The sequence below is a fragment of the Lentzea rhizosphaerae genome (assembly GCF_042649515.1).
Classification (GTDB): Bacteria; Actinomycetota; Actinomycetes; order Mycobacteriales; family Pseudonocardiaceae; genus Lentzea; species Lentzea aerocolonigenes.
Map to the genome: position 1 here is coordinate 68,910 of NZ_JBHRZI010000015.1, position 20,439 is coordinate 89,348.

General features: G+C 67.7%; 20 protein-coding genes, 1 tRNA gene and 2 riboswitches. Of the genes, 6 read left to right on the top strand and 15 right to left on the bottom strand.

All coding sequences use genetic code 11. From position 1 onward, the window contains the following. Positions 1-368: 368 nt before the first annotated feature. A tRNA-Leu gene (locus tag ACFOWZ_RS17235) sits at positions 369-442 on the bottom strand. 53 nt (positions 443-495) lie between these two features. Beyond that, positions 496-777: a metal-sensitive transcriptional regulator gene (locus tag ACFOWZ_RS17240; RefSeq protein ID WP_030466675.1), complete on the bottom strand. Its 282-nt coding sequence runs from the start codon at positions 775-777 to the stop codon at positions 496-498. A gap of 325 nt (positions 778-1,102) precedes the next feature. Here ACFOWZ_RS17240 and ACFOWZ_RS17245 point away from each other — a divergent pair, with 325 nt between their 5' ends. After that, positions 1,103-1,444 carry a histone-like nucleoid-structuring protein Lsr2 gene (locus ACFOWZ_RS17245; RefSeq protein ID WP_030466676.1) on the top strand — a complete coding sequence of 114 codons (342 nt, stop codon included), beginning with the start codon at positions 1,103-1,105 and terminating at the stop codon, positions 1,442-1,444. A 118-nt stretch (positions 1,445-1,562) separates the two neighbouring features. On the opposite strand, the gene pabB is transcribed toward ACFOWZ_RS17245, so the two are convergent. The 3 genes from pabB to ACFOWZ_RS17260 form a co-directional block, all read right to left on the bottom strand. After that, positions 1,563-3,548, bottom strand: a complete 1,986-nt coding sequence (pabB, locus tag ACFOWZ_RS17250; RefSeq protein ID WP_382373599.1) for an aminodeoxychorismate synthase component I — start codon at positions 3,546-3,548, stop codon at positions 1,563-1,565. A gap of 96 nt (positions 3,549-3,644) precedes the next feature. Next, positions 3,645-4,505, bottom strand: a complete 861-nt coding sequence (locus ACFOWZ_RS17255) for a hypothetical protein (protein WP_382373601.1) — start codon at positions 4,503-4,505, stop codon at positions 3,645-3,647. Further along, positions 4,502-4,999, bottom strand: a complete 498-nt coding sequence (locus tag ACFOWZ_RS17260; RefSeq protein ID WP_382373603.1) for a SigE family RNA polymerase sigma factor — start codon at positions 4,997-4,999, stop codon at positions 4,502-4,504. Before ACFOWZ_RS17260 ends, ACFOWZ_RS17255 begins: the two co-directional genes overlap by 4 nt. 181 nt (positions 5,000-5,180) lie before the next feature. Between ACFOWZ_RS17260 and ACFOWZ_RS17265 the strand changes: the two genes are divergently transcribed. The 4 genes from ACFOWZ_RS17265 (at position 5,181) to ACFOWZ_RS17280 (ending at position 8,917) form a co-directional block, all read left to right on the top strand. Further along, entirely contained in the window at positions 5,181-6,368 is a 1,188-nt protein-coding gene (locus ACFOWZ_RS17265) for a metallophosphoesterase (RefSeq protein WP_382373605.1), read from the top strand. 107 nt (positions 6,369-6,475) lie between these two features. Beyond that, positions 6,476-7,642, top strand: coding sequence for a type III PLP-dependent enzyme (locus ACFOWZ_RS17270; protein WP_382373607.1), 1,167 nt, complete (start codon positions 6,476-6,478; stop codon positions 7,640-7,642). Positions 7,643-7,676: 34 nt separating this feature from the next. Next, the gene (gene speD / locus ACFOWZ_RS17275; RefSeq protein WP_030466682.1) at positions 7,677-8,072 is read left to right on the top strand and encodes an adenosylmethionine decarboxylase; all 396 of its coding nucleotides are present in this window, start codon (positions 7,677-7,679) and stop codon (positions 8,070-8,072) included. A 29-nt stretch (positions 8,073-8,101) separates the two neighbouring features. Next, positions 8,102-8,917, top strand: a complete 816-nt coding sequence (locus ACFOWZ_RS17280) for a spermidine synthase (protein WP_382375059.1) — start codon at positions 8,102-8,104, stop codon at positions 8,915-8,917. 52 nt (positions 8,918-8,969) lie between these two features. On the opposite strand, the gene ACFOWZ_RS17285 is transcribed toward ACFOWZ_RS17280, so the two are convergent. The 5 genes from ACFOWZ_RS17285 to ACFOWZ_RS17305 form a co-directional block, all read right to left on the bottom strand. Next, the gene (locus tag ACFOWZ_RS17285) at positions 8,970-9,542 is read right to left on the bottom strand and encodes an AfsR/SARP family transcriptional regulator (protein WP_382373609.1); all 573 of its coding nucleotides are present in this window, start codon (positions 9,540-9,542) and stop codon (positions 8,970-8,972) included. 304 nt (positions 9,543-9,846) lie between these two features. After that, positions 9,847-10,599 (bottom strand): SDR family NAD(P)-dependent oxidoreductase, encoded by a 753-nt coding sequence (locus tag ACFOWZ_RS17290; RefSeq protein WP_382373611.1) that lies wholly within the window; start codon positions 10,597-10,599, stop codon positions 9,847-9,849. 134 nt (positions 10,600-10,733) lie between these two features. Continuing rightward, the gene (locus tag ACFOWZ_RS17295) at positions 10,734-12,782 is read right to left on the bottom strand and encodes a S9 family peptidase (RefSeq protein ID WP_382373613.1); all 2,049 of its coding nucleotides are present in this window, start codon (positions 12,780-12,782) and stop codon (positions 10,734-10,736) included. A gap of 229 nt (positions 12,783-13,011) precedes the next feature. After that, positions 13,012-13,782, bottom strand: coding sequence for a DUF1295 domain-containing protein (locus ACFOWZ_RS17300; RefSeq protein ID WP_382373615.1), 771 nt, complete (start codon positions 13,780-13,782; stop codon positions 13,012-13,014). Further along, complete coding sequence (locus tag ACFOWZ_RS17305; protein ID WP_382375061.1) at positions 13,779-15,005, bottom strand: class I SAM-dependent methyltransferase; 1,227 nt, start codon at positions 15,003-15,005, stop codon at positions 13,779-13,781. Before ACFOWZ_RS17305 ends, ACFOWZ_RS17300 begins: the two co-directional genes overlap by 4 nt. A 153-nt stretch (positions 15,006-15,158) precedes the next feature. Here ACFOWZ_RS17305 and ACFOWZ_RS17310 point away from each other — a divergent pair, with 153 nt between their 5' ends. Beyond that, positions 15,159-15,839, top strand: coding sequence for a COG4315 family predicted lipoprotein (locus ACFOWZ_RS17310; protein WP_382373617.1), 681 nt, complete (start codon positions 15,159-15,161; stop codon positions 15,837-15,839). A gap of 392 nt (positions 15,840-16,231) precedes the next feature. Here the strand turns inward: ACFOWZ_RS17310 and glyA are convergent, their stop codons facing one another. From glyA to ACFOWZ_RS17335, 5 genes are all read right to left on the bottom strand, one after another. Further along, the gene (glyA, locus tag ACFOWZ_RS17315; RefSeq protein ID WP_382373619.1) at positions 16,232-17,497 is read right to left on the bottom strand and encodes a serine hydroxymethyltransferase; all 1,266 of its coding nucleotides are present in this window, start codon (positions 17,495-17,497) and stop codon (positions 16,232-16,234) included. Positions 17,498-17,512: 15 nt separating this feature from the next. Next, positions 17,513-18,607, bottom strand: a complete 1,095-nt coding sequence (gene gcvT, locus ACFOWZ_RS17320; protein WP_382373621.1) for a glycine cleavage system aminomethyltransferase GcvT — start codon at positions 18,605-18,607, stop codon at positions 17,513-17,515. A gap of 99 nt (positions 18,608-18,706) precedes the next feature. Continuing rightward, positions 18,707-18,794: riboswitch (glycine riboswitch) on the bottom strand. A 1-nt stretch (position 18,795) separates the two neighbouring features. Continuing rightward, a riboswitch (glycine riboswitch) is annotated at positions 18,796-18,886 on the bottom strand. A 45-nt stretch (positions 18,887-18,931) separates the two neighbouring features. Further along, complete coding sequence (locus ACFOWZ_RS17325) at positions 18,932-19,234, bottom strand: DUF3817 domain-containing protein (RefSeq protein ID WP_166042693.1); 303 nt, start codon at positions 19,232-19,234, stop codon at positions 18,932-18,934. 14 nt (positions 19,235-19,248) lie between these two features. After that, positions 19,249-19,632, bottom strand: coding sequence for a hypothetical protein (locus tag ACFOWZ_RS17330; RefSeq protein ID WP_382373623.1), 384 nt, complete (start codon positions 19,630-19,632; stop codon positions 19,249-19,251). 206 nt (positions 19,633-19,838) lie between these two features. Next, on the bottom strand, positions 19,839-20,333 hold the full coding sequence (locus ACFOWZ_RS17335) for a hypothetical protein (protein WP_030466693.1): 495 nt from the start codon (positions 20,331-20,333) through the stop codon (positions 19,839-19,841). Positions 20,334-20,439 lie beyond the last annotated feature (106 nt).

Genomic DNA, 20,439 nt, shown 5'->3' on the forward strand with positions numbered 1-20,439 from the left:
CGCCAGAGCTACAACGACTTGGAGGCCGAGAAACAGGCCGCCTTGGCCGCCGTCGGCGAACTCGACGCCATCGACGAGGCCGAGCCCGCCAAGCCCAGCGAAGAGGACGTCAACCTGATCGACGCACTCCCACAGCTACGGATCGACCTGTCCAAGGCACCCGAGAAGCTGCTGCGGAAGCTGTTCGACACCACCCAACTGACCATCCGGCTACATCCGGACAGCAACTACGTGACTCTGACCATCAAACTGCCGGCCGACCGGCTCACCGCCATCGCCGGAGCTGCGGAAAGGATCGACGAAATGTCCCAGGACGCACAGAAGCCCGTGACCAGCACGGTCACAGGCTCCTGTGTAGACGTTGCACGTGCCCCCGGTGCGACTCGAACGCACACTGGACGGATTTTGAGTCCGCTGCCTCTGCCGATTGGGCTACGGGGGCGTAGCGGGGTGAACTCTAGCGGATCACCCCAACAGGTTTCTTGTGGGGACCCCTCAGGACTTCACCAAACGGCCGATCGCCGCCGACGCCTCGGCCAGCTTCTCCTCGGCCACCGGGCCACCTTCGGCTGCCGCCTGGGCCACACAATGCTTCAGGTGCTCGTCGAGCAGTCCCAGCGACACCGCCTGCAGCGCCTTCGTGGCGGCGGAGATCTGAGTGAGGACGTCGATGCAGTATTCGTCGTTCTCGACCATGCGCTGGAGGCCGCGGATCTGTCCCTCGATGCGGCGCAGTCGCTTGAGGTATGCGTCCTTGTCCGCGGTGTACCCGTGCATCGGCTCCTGACCTTCCCTACCCCTGGCGGGTATGTCGAGGATACCTGCACCGGATGGGGGTGCGTTATGTGCAACGCTGCTCCGTCAGCGGGAATGGTGAAGCGGCCAGCAAGCCCAGCAACGGTCCGAAGTGAGACGACTAGCAGCACATTTTGGACCCATAACACCCGTGCGGTTTACCGGGGTAAATGACCCGACCGGGGGGTTGGGGTCACATTTTAGCGGCGAAAGGTTCGCCGTTTTTCGTCATGTGGACTATGGTGTTGTCGGAGCACGTGGTTACGTCGAGGATCCGCGTGCTATGTGAGTACCCAACGGAGGAACAGTGGCACAGCAGACCGTCGTCCAACTCATCGACGACCTCGACGGCGGAGAAGCCGACGAGACCGTGACCTTCGCACTTGACGGTGTCGAGTACGCCATCGACCTGTCGAAGGGAAATGCGGAGCGGCTTCGCGAGTCGCTGGCGGACTTCGTCGCCAAGGCTCGTCGTGCGGGGGGCCGCAAGCAGCGCAAGGGCACCGGCAAGTCCACGGTGAAGGCCAGCGACAAGGCTGAGGCGCAGCGCATTCGTGACTGGGCCCGCGCGCAGGGGCACCAGATCTCGGACCGCGGTCGCATTCCGCAGAACCTGGTCGTGCAGTTCCAGGAAGCACACGCCTCCTGACCTGCGCGAACACGCGAGGTTTCCACACGTCGGCCGGGTTGCCGGCCGACGTGTTAACCACCAAGGATCAAACACGATCCTGTTGGATTCGCACTCGTTCTCCATCCGGAACGCGGGATCAACGACCGGGAAAGTGCGCTCCGAACAGGCGTAACACGGCAGTGGCCTTGACCGCTGTCTCCTCGAATTCCTCGTCAGGGTCGGACAGCGAGATGACAGCTCCGCCGACACCGAAACTGACCTGGTCGCCGTTCGCGACCAGCGTTCGGATGACGATGCTGAAGTCGGCTGCTCCGTTGAGCGAGAAGTAACCGAGCGCTCCCGAGTACACCCCACGTGGACCGGCTTCCAACCCATCAAGGATCTGCATGGTTCGGATCTTCGGTGCACCGGTCATGGAACCACCGGGAAACGCTGCTCGAACACATCTGACGGCAGAACTGTCCGGGCGAAGTCTGGCCCTCACGGTGCTCACCAATTGGTGGACGGTCGCGTAGGTCTCGACGTCGAACAACCGCGTCACCTCGACCGAACCCACTTCCGCGCACGTGCCGAGATCGTTGCGGACGAGGTCCACGATCATCAGGTTCTCGGCCCGGTCCTTGACCGAACGGGCCAACGCCGTGCGCAACATCTCGTCGTCCGCCGCATCAACACCTCGCGGACGTGTGCCCTTGATCGGCGACGACTCGACGACGCCATCTCGGTCAACCCTGATAAATCGTTCGGGTGACGTGCTGAGCACGGAGAGGTCACCGAAACGCAGCAACGCCCCGAACGGAACGGGATTAGCGGCACGAAGCAGCCGATAAGTGTCCCACGGGTAGAGCGAGGCACGCCACGACATCATGTTCGTCAAGCACGCCTCGTACGTCTCCCCGGCGGTGATCGCTTCCTGGCACGCGCTGATCAGCTTCAGGTAGTGCGCACGCGGATGGCGCAACGTCACGTCGGACACGACAGGCCGCGAAGGCTCGTCCAAACGCGTCAGATCCGCCAGAACGGCCGAAACGTCGGCGAACCAGGAGTCATCGGTCAGCGACAGCAAATAGACACAATCATCAACGTGATCGATGACCACCGCACGGTCCGTGAACACGAACGACGCGTCGGGCTGTTCCGCGCGGTGTGCGAAGTCGCCGCCGCACTCCGCCTTCAGCTCGTAGCCGAGGTACCCCACCCAACCCAGCGCGAAGTCGAATGGCACGTCTGGCTGTTCGACGCCCCACGACGACAGGTCGTCGTCCAGCCAGGAGAAGAACGAGGAGCAGGGCAGCCGCACGCCGTCCAGGGTGAGCACCTGGTCCGGCACTGAGTACTGCGCGACGCGCGCGAGAGGCCCCGAGGCGTCACCCATGAACGAGAACCGGCCGCCGGTGCCGCTGTCCAGCCAGAACGCCGTCTCAGAGGCCGCGTAGAGGGCTGCGAACGCCTCCTCCGCATTCGCCGCCACGGCGAGCTTCCGGACGTGCACAGGGCGCTTCTGAGGCTCTGGGCGAACCAGCAGCGGTTCCGGCACCGCGGACGTCCTCGTCGGGGTCAGCGCGGCGAAGTTCGCGAGCATCTCGCGGCCGAAGTCGGTGCAGATCGACTCCGGGTGGAACTGCACACCCCACGCGGGTCGGTCGAGAGCGCGCACACCCATCAGCACGGAGTCATCACTCCACGCGATGGCCTCCAAAGAAGAAGGAAGCTCCGTCACGGCCAACGAGTGGTACCGCACGACGTTCAACGGCGACGGCAGCCCTGCGAACACATCAACGCCCGTGTGTGTAACCGGGGAAACGATCCCATGGCGCGGCACAGGCGCAGGGCCGACGACCGCGCCGTAAGAGAGACACAGACCCTGATGGCCCAGACACACGCCCAGCAACGGAATGCCGGCGTGCTCGATCACCGCGCGGCAGACGCCGAAGTCGGCGGGGTTGCCCGGTCGGCCGGGGCCCGGCGAGATCACCACGTTGTCGAACGACCGCAGCGAGGCAAGCCGGAAGCGCGGGTCGTCGTTGTGGACGACCTCGGGCTCGACGCCGTTCACCTCAGCGAGGTGCTGGAAGAGGTTGAACGTGAACGAGTCGTAGTTGTCGATGAGGAGAGTCCGCATTGCAGGACGGCACTCTACCTGCCAAAACACCCGAAAAGAGCAACGAGAGAGGGCGGTCACGACAACACGTGACCGCCCTCAGAACGCGAGACGAACTCAGCTGCCGACGCGGAACCGCGGATCGGTCGCCAGCTCGGCCAGCTGCTGTTCGGTGAAGACCTGGCCGGCGAGCTCCGGGTACCCACCACCCAGGTACTTGTCGTCCTCCGCGATCGTCACGAGCTGCCCGTTCGGAGCCAGGTAGGTGGCCCACTTGTCGAACTGGTCACGACCGCTCGGGTTGCTCTGCACGACACCGACCTTGGCGCCCTTGACGTCGTACACCTGACACGGCCCGCCCATGCCCCAGAACGCCTTGGCGAGCGCACACGGGTCAGTGGACAGCTTGGGGTCGGGCGTGGACACCTCGACGTTCAGCCACCCCACCTTGCCGTCCTTGCGCACGGGCGTCGTGGCCCAGTACTGCCACACCTCCGGCGACTCCCCGTGGTTGGACATCACCTGCGACTGGGTTCGCTGCATGTCCAGGTTCTGGTACGAGGGGTCGTTGTACTTGAGCTGCGGGGCCTCGTACCCGGCGGGCAGCACGGCCTTCAGCTCGACGAGCAGCCTTTTCGCCCGGTCCGCCTGCGGCCCGTTGGTGGCCGTGCGGTCGGTCTGCCCGTTCGGCCACTGGACCGTCGAGCTGCTGCTACTGCTGCTGCCGCTACTGCTGCTGCTACTGCTCGGCCCGGCACCCATGATGGCCTCGGTCGTGCCGGTCGGGTTCAGCGCGAACGCCGACCCGAGACCGATACCGACCACGAGCACCGCGACCACGGCTCCCGTGATGGACGACCGCCGCCTCGACCTGGCCTTGCGGGCCGCGTCGAGCGCCCGTCCGGGGTCCATGGCCGGCGGCGGGCTGCTCGCCACCACCACATCCTGAAAAGCCCTCTTGAGGTCCTGTTCGTTCATCGAACCCTCTCCTGCTCCGAGAGCAGGCCGCGCAGCGTCTGCAGCCCCCGCGCGGCCTGACTCTTGACCGTTCCTTCCGAACACTTGAGGACGACGGCCGTCTGCTCGACGGACATGTCCTCCCAGTACCGCAGGACGAGGCACGCACGCTGCTTCGGAGGCACCTTCGCCAACGCCTCCAGCAGCACCATCCGTTCCTCGGGGTAGATCCCTGGCGGAGCGGCCGAGTCGGTGATGTCGTCACTCGCCGACTCGAACCGGAACCACCCGCGCCGTCGCTCGGACAGGAACGTCCTCACCACGATCTGCCTGGTGTAGGCGTCCAGCGCCTCGTGCCGCTGCACCCGGCGCCAGGCCAGGTACAGCTTCGTGAACGCTTGTTGCACGAGGTCTTCCGCGCGATGCCAGTCGCCGCACAGCAGGTATGCCGTGCCGCGCATGGCGTCGGAACGGGCCGCGAAGTACTCCTGGAACGCGGCGTCCCGATCACTCATCAGGTCTCCCCCTTCTGCGGTGCCGGGTTAGTCACGCCACCTCGCGCCCGGCGGGTTGCATCGACCTGAGGACGAATTCAGGGTGCCACCGCCCGTGACGGTTCGCGTGCCGACTGTGAGCGCGCTCCCCCGCGGCCCCTCCGACGATCACGCCGGCAAGAGCGAAAAGCATACTGATGTCGTGATTTTCCTGTTGCTCCTCGGAGTTCCGACCGCCCTGGGCCACCTGTACCTGTGGCGCCGGCTGGTCGTGAACACGACGCTTCCGCGCACGCTCGGCCGCCGCATCGGCACGATCGCCGTCGTCGGCGCGTTCGCGCTGCTGATGAGCGCGCTGGTCGTGACGCGGAGGGTGCCGCCGGAGTACGGGAAGTTCTTCGCCTGGCCGGGGTTCGTCTGGCTCGCGCTGCTGTTCTACCTGGTGATCGCGCTGGGCATCGCGGAGATCCCGCGGCGGATCCTGCTCCGGCGCGCGACCACCCTCTCGCCGGTGGCCGTCGGCGCCGGGCCCGAGCCCGTCGAGCCGGTCGAGGTCGTGCCGGACCCGTCGCGGCGGCTCTTCATCGCGCGGTCGGTGGCGATCGGTTCGGGCATCGCGGCGAGCGGCGTGGTCGGCTACGGCATGACGCAGGCGCTGGGCGCGCCGCAGCTGCTGACCGTGCCGGTCACGCTGGACAAGCTCCAGGCGTCGCTGTCGGGCTTCCGGATCGCGGTCGTGAGCGACATCCACCTCGGCCCGCTGCTGGGGCGTTCGCACACCGAGCGGATCGTGCGGATGATCAACGAGCAGCAGCCGGACCTCGTCGCGATCGTCGGCGACCTGGTGGACGGCACGGTCGCCGAGCTGGGTGAGGCCGCGGCGCCGTTGCGGGACCTGGTGTCGAGGCACGGCAGCTTCTTCGTGACGGGCAACCACGAGTACTTCTCCGGTCACGAGCCCTGGCTGCGTGAGCTGGACAAGCTCGGCGTGAACCCGTTGCGCAACGAGGGACTGACGGTGGCAGGCGGCATCGAGCTCGCCGGCGTGAACGACGTGACCGGGAAGTCCTACGGCGACGGGCCGGACTTCGAGCGGGCGCTGAACGGCCGGAACCCGAACAACCCTCTCGTTCTTCTGGCGCACCAGCCGGTGCAGGTCGCCGACGCGTCTTCACGTGGCGTCGACCTGCAGTTGTCCGGTCATACACACGGCGGGCAGATGGTGCCGTTCAATTTCGTCGTTCCCTTGCAGCAACCCAGCGTCGCGGGGCTGTCGAAGGTGGACGACACGTGGCTGTACGTCAGTCGTGGCGCGGGTTTCTGGGGGCCGCCGGTGCGGGTGGGCGCGCCGCCGGACATCACGATGATCGAACTGAAGTCTGCTGGGTAAATCACACTCGGCCCGACGGATTGCGCACTTGCGGTGTCGAGGCCGTAGAGTGGACGGCCGTGCCCGCGTACGGACCGCGAGGCGGATGAAGGGGGAACCCTGGGGAAATGACCGAGAGCTTCGCCGTCGACCGGCGTTACGAGGCAGAGGCTCGTATTCGGCGTTTCCTGGACCAGGAGAACCCGTCGACACCGTGTCTGGTGATCGACCTCGAGACGATCCGCGCGCGCTACCAGGCGATCCACACGGCACTGCCGTCCGTCGACATCTTCTACGCCGTCAAGTCGAACCCCGAGTCCGACGTGGTCGGCACGCTGGTCGCGGAGGGTTCACACTTCGACGTCGCGTCGCCCGCGGAGATCGACCTGTGCCTGGCGCGGGGCGCCGCACCGTCGTCGATCTCCTACAGCAACCCCATCAAGAAGGCCGCGGACATCGCGTACGCCTACTCGCGCGGGGTGCGGATGTTCGTGTCCGACAGCGAGCAGGACGTCCGGTTCGTCGCCTCCCACGCGCCCGGTTCGTCCGTCCTGGTGCGAATCCTCGTGCACAGCAAGGGTTCCACCTACCCGTTCGGCAACAAGTTCGGTTGCGATCCGGAGATGGCGACGGATCTCTTGCGGCTCGCGCACGAGTTGGGACTCGTTCCTCTCGGTGTCGCGTTCCACGCAGGCTCGCAACAACTCTCCGTGGACGGCTGGGACTCCGGCATCGCCGACGCCGCGCTGATCGCGGCCAAGCTGCGCGCGGAGGGCATCGAGACGTCGACGGTGAACCTGGGCGGCGGGCTTCCGGCCGTGTACCAGGCTTCCACTCCCTCGCTCGAGGCTTTCGCCTCTGCCATCGAGGCTTCGATCGCGCGGCACTTCGGCGCTGTGCGTCCTCGGGTGATGATCGAGCCCGGCCGTGCGATCTCCGCCGAGGCCGGGATGATCCGTTCTTCCGTCGTGCTGGTGTCGCGGAAGTCCTATTCGGACGAACGCCGCTGGGTGTACATCGACATCGGCCGCTACCAGGGCCTCGCCGAGACAGAGGGCGAGGCGATCGCGTACCGGCTGCGGACCTCGCGCGACGGTTCCCCGACGGGCCCGATCGTGCTGGCCGGTCCCACGTGCGACGCGGACGACGTGATCTACCAGCACACCCGCTACGACCTGCCGCTCGATCTGCAGGCCGGTGACCACGTGGACATCCTCCACGCGGGCGCCTACACCTCCTCCTACTCGTCCGTGTGCTTCAACGGCTTCCCGCCGTTGGCCACGTACTGCATCTGAAGTCCGTTGCAATTCACATAGTTTGGAGTGATTGATGTCCGAAGCGCCCTGTCAGACCGAGGAGACCGTCGGTTTGTTCGCGGGACAGCACGTACTTGCAGAGCTTTCGGGTGTGAGCGCCGATCTGCTCGACGACGAGCAGTTCCTGCGGCACGCCCTCGGTGAGGTTCTCACGCAGGCCGACGCAACTGTGCTGGAGGTGATCTCCAAGAAGTTCGATCCTCAAGGAGTCACCGTGCTGGCTCTGCTGTCGGAGTCCCATGCCTCGATCCACACCTATCCCGAAGTGGGTTCGGTGTTCGTCGACGTGTTCACCTGCGGTACTCGTGCGAAACCCGCGCTGGCCGTCCAGCTACTCGCTGACGCCCTGGGCGCCGCTCACGTGAGCACGGATCTCGTCACTCGTGGCATCAAGGAGCACGCCGCGTGAACACGATCAACGAGCCGCTTGCCGATGGCATGGCCCGCCACTGGCGCGTGGACGAGGTGCTGGTCGACACCAAGACCGACTTCCAGCACCTGGTGATCGCCCGCACGGCCCAGGGCGTGTCGCTGTTCTGCGACAACGACCGCCAGTCGACGGAGTTCAGCCAGCTGACCTACCACGAGGCCCTGATGGTGCCGGCGCTTCTGCTGGCCGACACCGTCGAGCGCGTGCTGGTCATCGGCTCCTCCGAGGGTGTCGTGTGTCAGATGGCCGTTCAGCACGGCGCCACCGTCGTCGACCACATCGACATCGACGAGCAGGCCGTGAAGCTGTGCGCAGAGCACCTGCCGTACGGCTACACGCTCGAGGAGCTGGCGGCTGCGGAGAAGGGCGAGGGCCCGATCCGCGTCCAGTACATCGACGGGTTCGAGTACATCCGCACGACGTCGGAGAAGTACGACATCGTGCTGGTGGACCTGCCCGACGAGCGTGAGGAGGAGGCGCAGCACAACCGCTTGTACGGCGCCGACTTCCTTCGCATGTGCAAGGCGCTGCTGCGTCCCGGCGGCGTCGTCGTCAACCAGTCCGGTTGCCAGACGATGTGGCGCAACACCACGCTGATCCGCTCCTGGCAGCGGTTCAACGAGGTGTTCGACACTGTCGCGTACTACGGCTCGGACGAGCACGAGTGGGCGTACCTGTTCGGCCGCGCGGACGTCGTCGAGGACCCGACCGCGCTGATGGTCGAGAGGTTGAAGACGGCCGGGTACGAGCCCGAGTCGATCGACGACCTGGCGTTGGTGGGCAACAGCATTCCGCCCTACCGGGTGCGTCAGTCGCTGGCCTGAGCCTGAAGCCTGAGAGGGGCGCTTCCCGTTCGCGGGAGGCGCCCTTCTTCGTTCAGCCGAGCGCCGAAAGCTCGTCGGCGCCGGCCAGTTCGCTGAGACCGTGCAGCTGCGAGGACCGGCCGACGAACCGCGACGTCGCGGCCGGCAGCTGACGCGGCACCGAACCGGACACCGCGGCGGAACCGGACAGCACCTGCTGGTGCACGGCCTTGAGCTCGCTGCCGGGGTCGACCCCGAGCTCGTCCGTCAGCAGCACCCGGACCTGCTCGTAGGCGAGCAACGCCTGCGCCTGCTGCCCGGATCGGGTGAGCGCCAGCATCAGCTGACCCCAGAACTTCTCGCGGAACGGGTGCTGCCCGGTGAGCGAGCGCAGTTCAGCCACCAGCTCGCCGGTCCGGCCCGCAGTGAGATCGGTTTCGATCCGCTGTTCCAGCGCCCGCAACCACTCCTCGGTCACCGGCGGCACGTCGTGCTGGTGCACCGCGTCGGACGTGACGTCGGAGAGCACGGGACCACGCCACAAGCCGACCGCGGCCGCGAAGTCGCCGGCACTCGCCAGCTCGCGGAACCTGAGCAGATCCAGCTGATCCGGCTCGACTTCGGCCAGGTAGCCGCCGCCGCGCACGTTTGCGCACGCAGTTGGCCTCGCCCAGGGCCTGCCGCAACCTCATCACGACCATCTGGAGCGACTTGTGCGCACGGTCCGGCGACGGCGGTTCGCTGTCCCACAGCCGATCGACCAGCTCGGCGATCGAGACGTTCAGGTTGGGGCGCAACAACAACGTTGCCAGCAGTACTCGGCACTGCCCGGCAGGTACCGGCACCGCGACGCCGTCGGCGAGCACCTCCAGCCGGCCGAGGATCCGGTACTCGATGGTCACGTTCTCTCCGTGTGAGCGCCGGACGAGTGAACTACGCGCTCCTTCCCATCATCCGTGCGGCCCGCCGCTGACGTAGAGGACCTGGCCGGTCACGAAGTCGGCGTCCTCGGCGGCGAAGAACAGGACGGCACGGGCGATGTCGTGCGGCGTCCCGATCCGCCCGCGTGGAATCGACCGCGCCTGCACGCGCAGGTGCTCCTCCAGCGTCCGGCCCGCCCTGGCCGCGCTCACCACGGTCATGGCCGTCTGCACGACGCCGGGGCCGACCGCGTTGACCGTGATCCCGTGCGGCGCGAGGTCGAGTGCGGCGGCACGGGTCAGCCCCTCCAGACCGGCCTTGGCGGCGACGTAGTTGACCCGCTCGTCGTCACCGAGCGCGGAGATGCTGGAGATGTTGACGATGCGTCCCCACCCGGCCTCACGCATGGCCGGCGCGGTGGCCTGAAGCATCAGGAAGCTGCCGCGCAGGTGCGTGTCCACCACCGCGTCCCAGTCCGCCAGCGGCATGTCCAGGACCGAGTTGTCCTTCGCGAAACCCGCGTTGTTGACCAGGATCCCCACCGGCCCCAGCGCCGACGTCGCCTCGGCGACGGCAGCGGCGACCGCGTCCGGATCGCTGACGTCGCACGGCACGGCGACCGCCGACCCGCCCTCGCCGCGGATGCGGTCCGCGACCTCCCCCGCGGCCTCGGCGACCCGGTCCACGACAGCGACCCGATGCCCCAGGCCCGCCAGCTCCGCGGCGATGCCTGCCCCAATTCCCGAACCCCCGCCGGTGACCAGCGCGACACGTGACTGCACGTGGATCACCCTCGCGGGCGCGTGCCTGCCCCGGCAACCCGATTACGCGCCACGGCCGCACAGGCGGTGGCCGCGAGCCAGATGATCGAGTGGGGCCGGCCCGCGAGTGCCGCTCGGGCCGGTCCCACCCGTTCTCAGCTCAGCGACTGCTTGAGGAACTCGACCTGCAGGAGCAGCAGGTTCTCGGCGACCTGTTCCTGCGGGGTCATGTGCGTGACGCCCGAGAGCGGCAGCACGGTGTGCGGGCGGCCGGCGGCGAGCAGCGCGTTGGACAGGCGCAGGGTGTGCGCGGCCACCACGTTGTCATCGGCCAGGCCGTGGATGATCATCAACGGGCGGGAGAGCTTGTCCGCGTCGGCGATGAGGGAGTTCGAGTCGTAGACCTCGGGCTTGTCGTCGGGGTGGCCGAGGTAGCGCTCGGTGTAGTGCGTGTCGTAGAGGCGCCAGTCGGTGACCGGGGCTCCCGCGATGCCCGCGTGGAAGACGTCCGGGCGGCGCAGGACGGCCAGCGCGCTCAGGTAGCCACCGTAGGACCAGCCGCGGATCGCGACTCGGGTCAGGTCGAGGTCGGGTTCGACGGCCGCGGCCGCGTGCAGGGCCTCTACCTGGTCCTCGAGGGTGGCGCCGGCGAAGTCGTACGCGATCGCGCGCTCCCAGGCGAGGCCGCGGCCGGGGGTGCCGCGGCCGTCGGCGACGATGACCGCGAAGCCCTGGTCGGCGAGCCACTGCGAGGCCAGGAAGATGTTCTGGGCCGACACGACGCGCTGCGCGTGCGGACCACCGTACGGGTCCATCAGCACGGGCAGCTTGGTGCCCGGCACGTGACCGGTCGGCAGCAGCAGCGCCGCGCGGAGGTTGCGCTCGCCCAGGGTCAGCATCCGCGGGGACGCCTTGAGCACCGGGGTCTCGGCCCACGACTCGATCTCGTGGTCACCGACCTTCACCCGTGCGCCGAAGCTGTCCAAAGTGGCCGACACGAGCACAACCGTGTCGCCGCCCCGAATCGCGGAGTGCACACCGTCCTCAGTGGACAGCTTCTCGACGGTCTCGCCGACCGCGTAGACGTGCGTCTGCGTCGGGTCGTCGGCCGAGGCGGCGACCAGGATCGAGTCGTTCGCGATGTCGAGCACCCGGCGCACCTGCAGACCGCTGGTCAGGACGTCGTCGCCGACCTGCAGCGCGTACTCGTCGCCGGAACCGACGATCCGCACGAGGCGGCCGTCCGGAGTCCACGCCGGAGCGCCGTCGGTGACCTCGAGCCACGTCGGGTCGGTCTCGACGGCGATCTCGGTGACGGCACCGGTGTCGGGGGACAGCGAGTAGATCGTGCGGGTGCGCTGGTCACGGGTCTGCGTGGTGATCAGCGGCGCCCCACCCGACGACCAGTGCACGTCGTTGAGGTAGTCGAAGTCCAGCAGCACCGGAACGAAGGTGCCGTCCAGCGACACCACGTGCAACGACACCGTGGCGTTGGTCGTGCCCGCCGCCGGGTAGGCGATCTCGGTGGCAGCGGTGCCGGGGTTCGCGGGGTCGGCGATGTACCAGCGCTGGACCGGGGCGTTGTTCACGCGCGCGGCGATGAGGCGCTTGCCGCCCGGCTCCCACCAGTAGCCGCGGTAGCGCGACATCTCCTCGGCCGCGATGAACTCGGCGAGGCCGAACGTCACGTCCTCGCCGTCCGGGACGGCGACGGCGTAGTCCTCACCCGAGTCCAGCTCGACCACCCGCAACGTGCCACGCGTGACGTACGCCACACGCTGCCCGGTCGGGTCGACGCGCGGGTCGACGACGCCACCCCCGGTCGGCAGCTCACGGGCGCTGCCGCTCACCAGGTCGGCCGCGAACAGGCGACCGGACAGGGCGAACGCGGCGACCGAGGCGTCCTTGGAGAGCGAGTAGCCGACGATGCCCGCGCCGGACTCACGCGTGCGCTCGCGACGTGCCTTCTCCTCCGCCGGCAGGTCCTCCGGATCGCTCAGCAGCGTCGCCGGGTCGGCGAGCAGCCGTTCGACGCCGGTGGACGTGTTCAGCTCCCAGAGCCCGTTCGCACGGCTCGTGGCCGTGGCCGGACGCAGGAAGAAGACACGTTCCCCGTCTGACGACACCGCGAAGGTCCTGGGTGCGCCTACGGTGAACCGCTGGGTGCGCGCCTGTTGGCGCGGGAAGGAGATGTCGTTGCCCACCCGGCCACACTAACCCGCGCACGCCGACGACACGGGCGTTGTGACGTGCACTGCCTGGCACGACACAGCCCGAACGGCACCGCACCGCCAACGACGTGTGCTCGCCACGCTGCCGTGGGAACTCGCGCTCAGCCGGACGCATCGTGGCGCCGCCGCACACCTCGGTCCTGGCCGCCGCAAAGCGTCCTGGTGAGCATGAACTCACCGACAGCGCCGCCGTGGCACGCCACTAACTCACGCGACTCCTCGGAGGCAGGGGAACGAACCCGCTCGTCCGCTGCACGTACTCGGCATAGCCGGGCCGACGGGACACGATGTCCTTCTCCAGCAACGGCTTTCCGGTGCCCTTCGCGAGCAGCCACGTCATGATCACCGGACCGATGATCGTGAGCGCGGCGAGCCACGAGTGCAACGCGAACAGGTAGAGGCCCCACCACACGACAGCGTCACCGAAGTAGTTCGGATGCCTTGTGTAGCGCCACAGTCCGCGGTCCATCACGGCGCCCTTGTTCGCCGGATCCGCCCGGAACCGGGAGAGCTGCCAGTCACCAACGGCCTCGAAGGCGAAGCCGACCATCCACACGCCAGTGCCCACCCAATCTAGCACTCCGAACGGGGCCGAAAGGTGCTGCGCGGCCTGCACAGGCAACGACACGACCCACATCAGCGCGGCCTGGATCAGGTAGACGCGATACATCCGCAAACGCGGATTTCCCTTGGCACGCCTCAAAATGTCCTGATACCGCGGATCTTCGTCCTTTCCGGAGTTGCGCACGAAGATGTGCACGCCCAGGCGTAGACCCCACACCGCAGTCAGCACAGTGATGATCCACTGCCGAGTTGGTTCGCCCTCCGCGAACACCAACGTGATCACGGCGATCACGGCGAACCCAGGCCCCCACACCGAGTCGATGAGGTCGTACCGCCGACGCGCGTCCGCGTACAGGAACAGGCCGCTGAGCAGCAGGAACACCGCGACCAGACTGATCAGGAAGCTCATCGCGCCACCAGCTCACGACGCACCAGGGGCATGCCACTGCGCCCGTTCTCGCTCCTGCGCACCGCGAGGATCTGGTCCACGCCCATCCGCCCTTCCTCGAAGGTCAGCGCACCACCCGCGAGATACAGCCGCCACACCCGCGCCTGCCCCTCCCCGACCAGCGCGACGACCTCGTCCCACCGGTCCTCCAATGTCTGCGCCCATGCCCGCACGGTCCAGACGTAGTGCTCGCGCAACGCGTGCACGTCACGGATCTCGAGCCCAGCGGCCTCCAGGAACGCCGTCGTCTGGCTGACAGGCCTCATGTGCATGTCCGGCGCGACGTACGACTCGATGAACGCACCACCGCCAGGAGCGTTGCGCCCGCGCGACATCTGCTGCAACAACAATCGCCCCTCAGGCTTCAGCAACCGGTGCAACGCCGAGGCGTACTCGGGGTAGTTCCGCTCGCCGACGTGCTCACCCATCTCGATGGTGGAGATCGCGTCGAACGGCTCGTCCCGCACCTCCCGGTAGTCCTGCAACCGCACCTCGACCCGCCCCCGCAGCCCCTCGGCCTCGATCCGCCCGAGAACGTGCTCGCGCTGCTGAGCGGAGATCGTCACCCCGGTCGCGTGCACGCCGTAGTGCTTCGCCGCGTGAATGATCATCGATCCCCACCCGCACCCGACGTCGAGCAGCCGCATCCCTGGCCGCAGGTCGAGCTTGCGGCAGACCAGGTCGAGCTTGTTGTGCTGAGCCCGGGCGAGCGAGTCCTCATCGGACGTGAAGTACGCACACGAGTAGGCCATGCTCGGATCGAGCACGAGCCGGTAGAAGTCGTTGCTCAGGTCGTAGTGGTGCGAAATGGCGTCCCGGTCCCGGCTCTTCGTGTGCAGCGCACCCCGCAACCGCGCCTCCTCCTTCGGCGCGTCCGGGTTCGGCCCGATCACTTTCAACCGCAATGCAAGTTTCGCAACCTCCACCACCTTCGGCCGCCGCGTGACCCCACGCCGCACGAGCCCCCAGATCTGCGACAGCCCGACGGCGAGATCCCCCTCGACGTCGAGCTCGCCACTCACGTACGCCCGCGCGAGCCCGAGCTCGTCCGGCCTCCACACGAGCCGCCGCAGAGCGTCCCGAGACCGGATCACGAGCACGGTCCCGTCCTGAGGCCCCGCCACGCTCCCGTCCCACGCCCGAATTCCGATCGGCAGCGGCGCACCCAGCACCCTCTCGGCCATTCCTGCCAGCTGACCAGCGACGACCACCCTGCACCTCCCGCACGACCTGGCTCCGCCAGACGTTCGAGCCGACAAGAGGTTCGGTTCGTTTCTGAACCGAGACGCAACCGGGCCCGTATGGCCTCGATAGAGCGAACGACGGAACAGGAGGACATGAGTGTGATCCGACGTAACCGCATTGCCATCGGGCTCGCCGCGGGGCTGGCAGTTGTGCTGGGTCTGGGTGTCTGGAGCGCCACGGGAAGTGGCACGAACTCGAAGCCGGTGGCACAGACCGAAACCGACCTGGGCGTCCTCGGTGACTACGGCGACGTGGGTCAGCCCCCGGTACTCCAGGAGCCAGCTCAGGCACCCGAATCCCCACAGCAGCAGGCACCGGAGGCCCAGACCCCGGCCGCGCAGCCTCCCGCAGCGCAGCCGCCGGCCGCAGCTCCGGTCAGTTCGTTGAAGCTGGTAGGCAAGGCCGTCGACAAGATGGGCATGGTCGTCCAGGACGGCGATGGCCGCACGATGTACCGCTTCGACAAGGACACCCCGAAGCCGGAAGGCAAGTCGAACTGCAACAACCAGTGCGCCGTGACGTGGCCGCCACTGCTGTCGGACACGATTCCGCAGGTCGAGGGCATCGACTCGAAGCTCGTCTCGCTGATCACCCGCGCAGACGGCAAGAAGCAGGTCGCGATCGACGGCTGGGCGCTCTACGCCTACTCCCAGGACCCGAAGCCGGGCGCCTGGAAGGGCCAGGGCGTTGGCGGCACCTGGTTCGTGATCCAGCCCGACGGCAAGCGCAACGTCGAGTGCCTCCCGCCCGGCGTGACGGCACCGGCAGCCTGAATCTCCCGTTAGGACGGTCCATCTGAGACACACAACACCCTGACACGGTGAAACCCCGGCCCTGGGGAAGGGGCCGGGGTTCCCGTCGTTTCGCTCAAAGGCAGAAGGGCGCCGCCAAGAGGTGGCGCCCTTCTCTTCAGGGCCGCGCGGAAGGCGAGACGAGCTCAAGTCGAGGCCGAAGGCGAGGCGACGCCGAACCGCATGCCCTGCGCACGTATCCGTCCAACGCAACAGGGAGACGGCCCACGCAACCAGGCGCACCCCGAAAACGCGGCCAGCGCAAGCTAACGCAGGCGTCCCCCCAAAAGGAGGACCCCCTGAGCCCAAACGCTGCTCAGGGGGTCCGACAAGATCAGAAACTCAACAACCCGAACGCTCAGAACGCCAAGGACTCAGAGCGTCGAGTACAACGGATGCTTGGCCGCCAAAACCTCAACCCGCCCCCGCAGCTCCTCCAAAGCAGCCCCAGGCTTCAACGCCTCAGCAATCACATCAGCAACCTCAGCGAAGTCCACCTCGCCAAACCCGCGCGTGGCCAACGCCGGCGTACCAATCCGAAGCCCAGACGTCACCATCGGCGGCCGAGGGTCATTGGGAACAGCGTTGCGGTTGACCGTGATCCCGATCTGGTGCAGCACGTCCTCAGCCTGCTTCCCGTCCAACTCGGACGAGACCAGGTCGACCAGAACCAGGTGCACATCGGTGCCCCCGGTCAGCACCTTCACCCCAGCAGCCGCGACGTCCGCCTGCGACAGACGGTCCGCGAGAATCCGCGCCCCCTCCAGCGTCCGCCGCTGACGGTCCGCGAACTCCGGCGAGGCGGCGTGCTTGAACGCCACCGCCTTGGCCGCGATCACGTGCTCCAGAGGCCCACCCTGCTGGCCCGGGAACACCGCCGAGTTGATCTTCTTGGCGATGTCCGCGTCGTTCGACAGGATCACGCCGCCGCGGGGACCGCCGAGGGTCTTGTGCGTGGTGGTCGTGGTGACGTGCGCGTGCGGCACGGGCGACGGGTGGAGCCCTGCGGCCACCAGGCCGGCGAAGTGGGCCATGTCCACCATCAGGTAGGCCTCGACCGAGTCGGCGATGCGGCGGAACTCGGCGAAGTCCAGCTGGCGCGGGTAGGCGGACCAGCCGGCGACGATCAGCTTCGGGCGGTGCTCGGCAGCGAGGCGCTCGACCTCGGCCATGTCGACGCGGCCGTCCTCGTCGGAGACGTGGTACGGCACGACGTTGTAGAGCTTGCCGGAGAAGTTGATGCGCATGCCGTGGGTCAGGTGGCCGCCGTGCGCGAGGTCCAGGCCCAGGATCGTGTCGCCGGGCTGGAGCAGGGCGAACATCGCGGCCGCGTTGGCCTGCGCGCCCGAGTGCGGCTGGACGTTCGCGAAGCCGGCGCCGAAGAGCGACTTGATGCGCTCGATGGCCAAGCGCTCGACCACGTCGACGTGCTCGCAGCCGCCGTAGTAGCGGCGGCCGGGGTAGCCCTCGGCGTACTTGTTGGTGAGCACGGAACCCTGTGCCTGCAACACCGACACGGGCGTGAAGTTCTCCGAGGCGATCATCTCGAGGGTGCCCTGCTGGCGCGCCAGCTCGGCGGCAACGGCCTCGGCGACCTCGGGGTCGTACTCCGCGAGGGAGGCGTTGAACTGCTCGGACATCTGAGGATCTCCCTATTACTTGGCGCGCTTGTAGAACGGAAGTGCGACGACCTCGACCGGCTGCTTCTTGCCGCGGACGTCCACCAGCAGTTGGGTGCCCGGCTCGGCACTCGCCTTCGTGACGTAGGCCATGGCCACCGAGTAGCCGAGCGTCGGGGAGAGGGCGCCCGAGGTGACCTCGCCGACGACCTCGTCGCCGTTCAGCACCGCGTAACCGTGGCGCGGGGCGCGGCGCTCGGGGGTCTTCAGTCCAACGAGGACCGAGTCCACACCGGACTCCGACACCTTCGTCAGCGCGTCGCGGCCCACGAAGTCGCCCGGCTTGTCGAGCTTCACGACGCGGCCGAGGTTCGCGTGGTACGGCGTGAGGGACGTCGTCAACTCGTTGCCGTACAACGGCATTCCGGCTTCGAGACGCAACGTGTCGCGGCAGCCGAGGCCGCACGGCTTGAGGTCGTGCGCGGCACCGGCCTCGAGCAGCGCGTTCCAGACGGCCGGGGCGTCGGCGGGCGCGAGGAACAGCTCGAAGCCCTCCTCACCCGTGTAGCCGGTGCGGGCCAGGAGCGCGTCCACGCCCGCGACGGACGACGGGTACGAGGCGTAGTACTTGACCGTCGAGAGGTCGGTGTCGGTCAGGCCCGACAGGATCTCGACCGACTTCGGGCCCTGGATCGCGATCAACGCGTACTCCGTCGAGGAGTCCGTCACGACGGTGTCGAAACCGGCGGCGCGCTCCACCAGTGCCTCGGCGACCACGGCCGCGTTGGAGGCGTTCGCGACGACCATGTACTCCTCGTCGCCCAGCCGGTACACGATCAGGTCGTCGATCACGCCGCCGTCGGCCTGGGTGATCATCGTGTAGCGGGCCTTGCCGACGGCCAGCGCGGAGATGTGGCCGACCAGCGCGTAGTCGAGGGCCTCGCCGGCCTGCGGTCCGGTCAGCACGATCTCACCCATGTGCGTGAGGTCGAACAGGCCCGCGGTGGTGCGCACCGCGTGGTGCTCGGCGAGCTCGCTGGAGTAGCGCAGCGGCATCCGCCAGCCCGCGAAGTCGGTGAACATCGCGCCGAGCTGCTCGTGCTCGGCGTTCAGAGGCGTGAGGCGGGACATCAGAACGCTCCTCCAGGGTGCGCCGAAGAGCCGGACCAGGCCGGCTGAGGCAACAGAAGAATGACACGGTCCATCGGAGACTCCTCTTCCAGAGCAGCCTCCCCCTCTGTCATGAGCCTGAGAGCTTCGCCGCGCGGAACGCGACTTGCACCGTGGGCGAGGCCGATGGGCCTGCTTTCCAGAGTTGCCTTCGTCGTGCGGTATCTGTGCCTGAGAGATTCCGGGGAGGAGTTGCTCCTTCGGCGCCCACACTCAAGTGAGCTCTCCCGCGCGACATCGACGGCCGTGTTCAGTTGGTAGCCCCAGACGCTAGCAGGCCAAACGTCACAGCGGCACGCCCTGCGCAGTCTTCTCGACCACCTTGCGCTCCGCCCAGAACGACAGGAACGGCACGGTGCCGGCGAGGAGCACGAGCGCGGTGCCCTTGATCGACCAGCGCAGCTTGAGCGCCAGGTCGACGGAAATCACCAGGTAGATGGCGTAGAGGAAGCCGTGGACGGGGCCGACGACCTTCATGAACCCGCCCATGTCCGCGGCGTACTTGAGCACCATCGCCACGACCAGGAGCAGCAGGAAGACACCGACCACGTAAGCCATGACCCTGAACCGGGTCAACGCACCCTTCATCTGCCCGCCTTCGCTCAACGACCGTCCCGCGCGTTGAGGTCCGCGAGCATGCGGTTGTAGGCCGCGAGCTCCGCGTCTTCTTCGTCGTCGAACTGCTCGACAGGCGCGGGTTTGACGGCGTCAACGGTAGTCACCGGCTCAGGAGCGGCGACAACCGGCTCCGGCGCGGAGAGAGCCTCGTCACTGCGCTGGCGCGACAGGCGGCGGAAGCGCCACACCATGAAGAGGGGGAAGAGGCCGAAGAGCGGCCACTGGAGCACGTAACCCAGGTTCTGGAACGTGCCGCTGGCGGACTCGAAGCGCTGCCACTGCCACCACGCGAGCCCGCAACAGGCGATCAGAGCGACCAGGCAGCCGAGCCCGATCAAGATTCGCTGAGGGGTGAGGAGGCCGCGCACGACCTCCAGCCTACTTGGGTAGGGCTCCCGCCTCCGAGAGCCTGCCCCGTACATCACTTGGGTAGGGCCTCCGCATAAGGAGGCCGACCCGGTTGGGGGTCCGGGGGCTTGCCCCGGCTGGGGTGTGGGGGCTCGGCCCCCACAAAACACGCGGAACGAACTTCGGCGAGCGCTCCCGCGAGCACACCCCTCCCGTTCGTTGCGCCCTACGCCACGCCGTCCCGGCGCTGCCTCTGCAGACGTGCGACGCACCAGGCCGCGGCAGAACCACGGCGAAGGTGCTGGAGAACCGTCATCGGTCCCAGGCGCCTCCCGAGGTCGGCAGGGCTGAGGCCGGCAGCGCGGTAGTCGAGCGCACGCTGGTCCAACGGGCTGATGCCCGCGTCCCACCACTGCTCGGCCTCGCTGACGTCACCAACCAGCTGCCAGTAGCTCGCCGCGGCGGCGAGCAGTGCCTCGGGTGCCTCCGGCGCCCGCTTGCGCATCGCGGCCACGTAGGCCGGATCCGCCGAGTCGACCTTGACCAAGCCACGCGACCCGCTCCGTGCGGCACCCCGCTGCACTGGGATGCCTGGCGCCGAGGGGGGAGCCTCCGCGAGCCACGCGTTCTTGATCCGGTTCACCTCCTGCATCTCTGCGTCATCAGACCGTTCAGCCGCCCACTGCTTCAACAGCTCGTGGACCCCGGAGTCCTCGACCATCCATGCCTCCTCGTCGGTCGGGGATCGGCCATTGCAGCGGAAGGTATTCGGTAGGTCTGACAATCGCCAGACCCTGAATCCCCAGAACACCCGTTACCAGTGCGTG

What these genes read in the sequence shown, in the direction of transcription:
- ACFOWZ_RS17310 (WP_382373617.1), top strand. Translation starts at nt 15,159, where the DNA reads ATGAGTGTGATCCGACGTAACCGCATTGCCATCGGGCTCGCCGCGGGG.
- ACFOWZ_RS17305 (WP_382375061.1), bottom strand. Translation starts at nt 15,005, where the DNA reads ATGGCCGAGAGGGTGCTGGGTGCGCCGCTGCCGATCGGAATTCGGGCG.
- ACFOWZ_RS17270 (WP_382373607.1), top strand. Translation starts at nt 6,476, where the DNA reads ATGACCGAGAGCTTCGCCGTCGACCGGCGTTACGAGGCAGAGGCTCGT.
- glyA (WP_382373619.1), bottom strand. Translation starts at nt 17,497, where the DNA reads ATGTCCGAGCAGTTCAACGCCTCCCTCGCGGAGTACGACCCCGAGGTC.
- ACFOWZ_RS17300 (WP_382373615.1), bottom strand. Translation starts at nt 13,782, where the DNA reads ATGAGCTTCCTGATCAGTCTGGTCGCGGTGTTCCTGCTGCTCAGCGGC.
- ACFOWZ_RS17335 (WP_030466693.1), bottom strand. Translation starts at nt 20,333, where the DNA reads ATGGTCGAGGACTCCGGGGTCCACGAGCTGTTGAAGCAGTGGGCGGCT.
- ACFOWZ_RS17325 (WP_166042693.1), bottom strand. Translation starts at nt 19,234, where the DNA reads ATGAAGGGTGCGTTGACCCGGTTCAGGGTCATGGCTTACGTGGTCGGT.
- ACFOWZ_RS17240 (WP_030466675.1), bottom strand. Translation starts at nt 777, where the DNA reads ATGCACGGGTACACCGCGGACAAGGACGCATACCTCAAGCGACTGCGC.
- pabB (WP_382373599.1), bottom strand. Translation starts at nt 3,548, where the DNA reads ATGCGGACTCTCCTCATCGACAACTACGACTCGTTCACGTTCAACCTC.
- ACFOWZ_RS17260 (WP_382373603.1), bottom strand. Translation starts at nt 4,999, where the DNA reads ATGAGTGATCGGGACGCCGCGTTCCAGGAGTACTTCGCGGCCCGTTCC.
- ACFOWZ_RS17255 (WP_382373601.1), bottom strand. Translation starts at nt 4,505, where the DNA reads ATGAACGAACAGGACCTCAAGAGGGCTTTTCAGGATGTGGTGGTGGCG.
- speD (WP_030466682.1), top strand. Translation starts at nt 7,677, where the DNA reads ATGTCCGAAGCGCCCTGTCAGACCGAGGAGACCGTCGGTTTGTTCGCG.
- ACFOWZ_RS17280 (WP_382375059.1), top strand. Translation starts at nt 8,102, where the DNA reads ATGGCCCGCCACTGGCGCGTGGACGAGGTGCTGGTCGACACCAAGACC.
- gcvT (WP_382373621.1), bottom strand. Translation starts at nt 18,607, where the DNA reads ATGTCCCGCCTCACGCCTCTGAACGCCGAGCACGAGCAGCTCGGCGCG.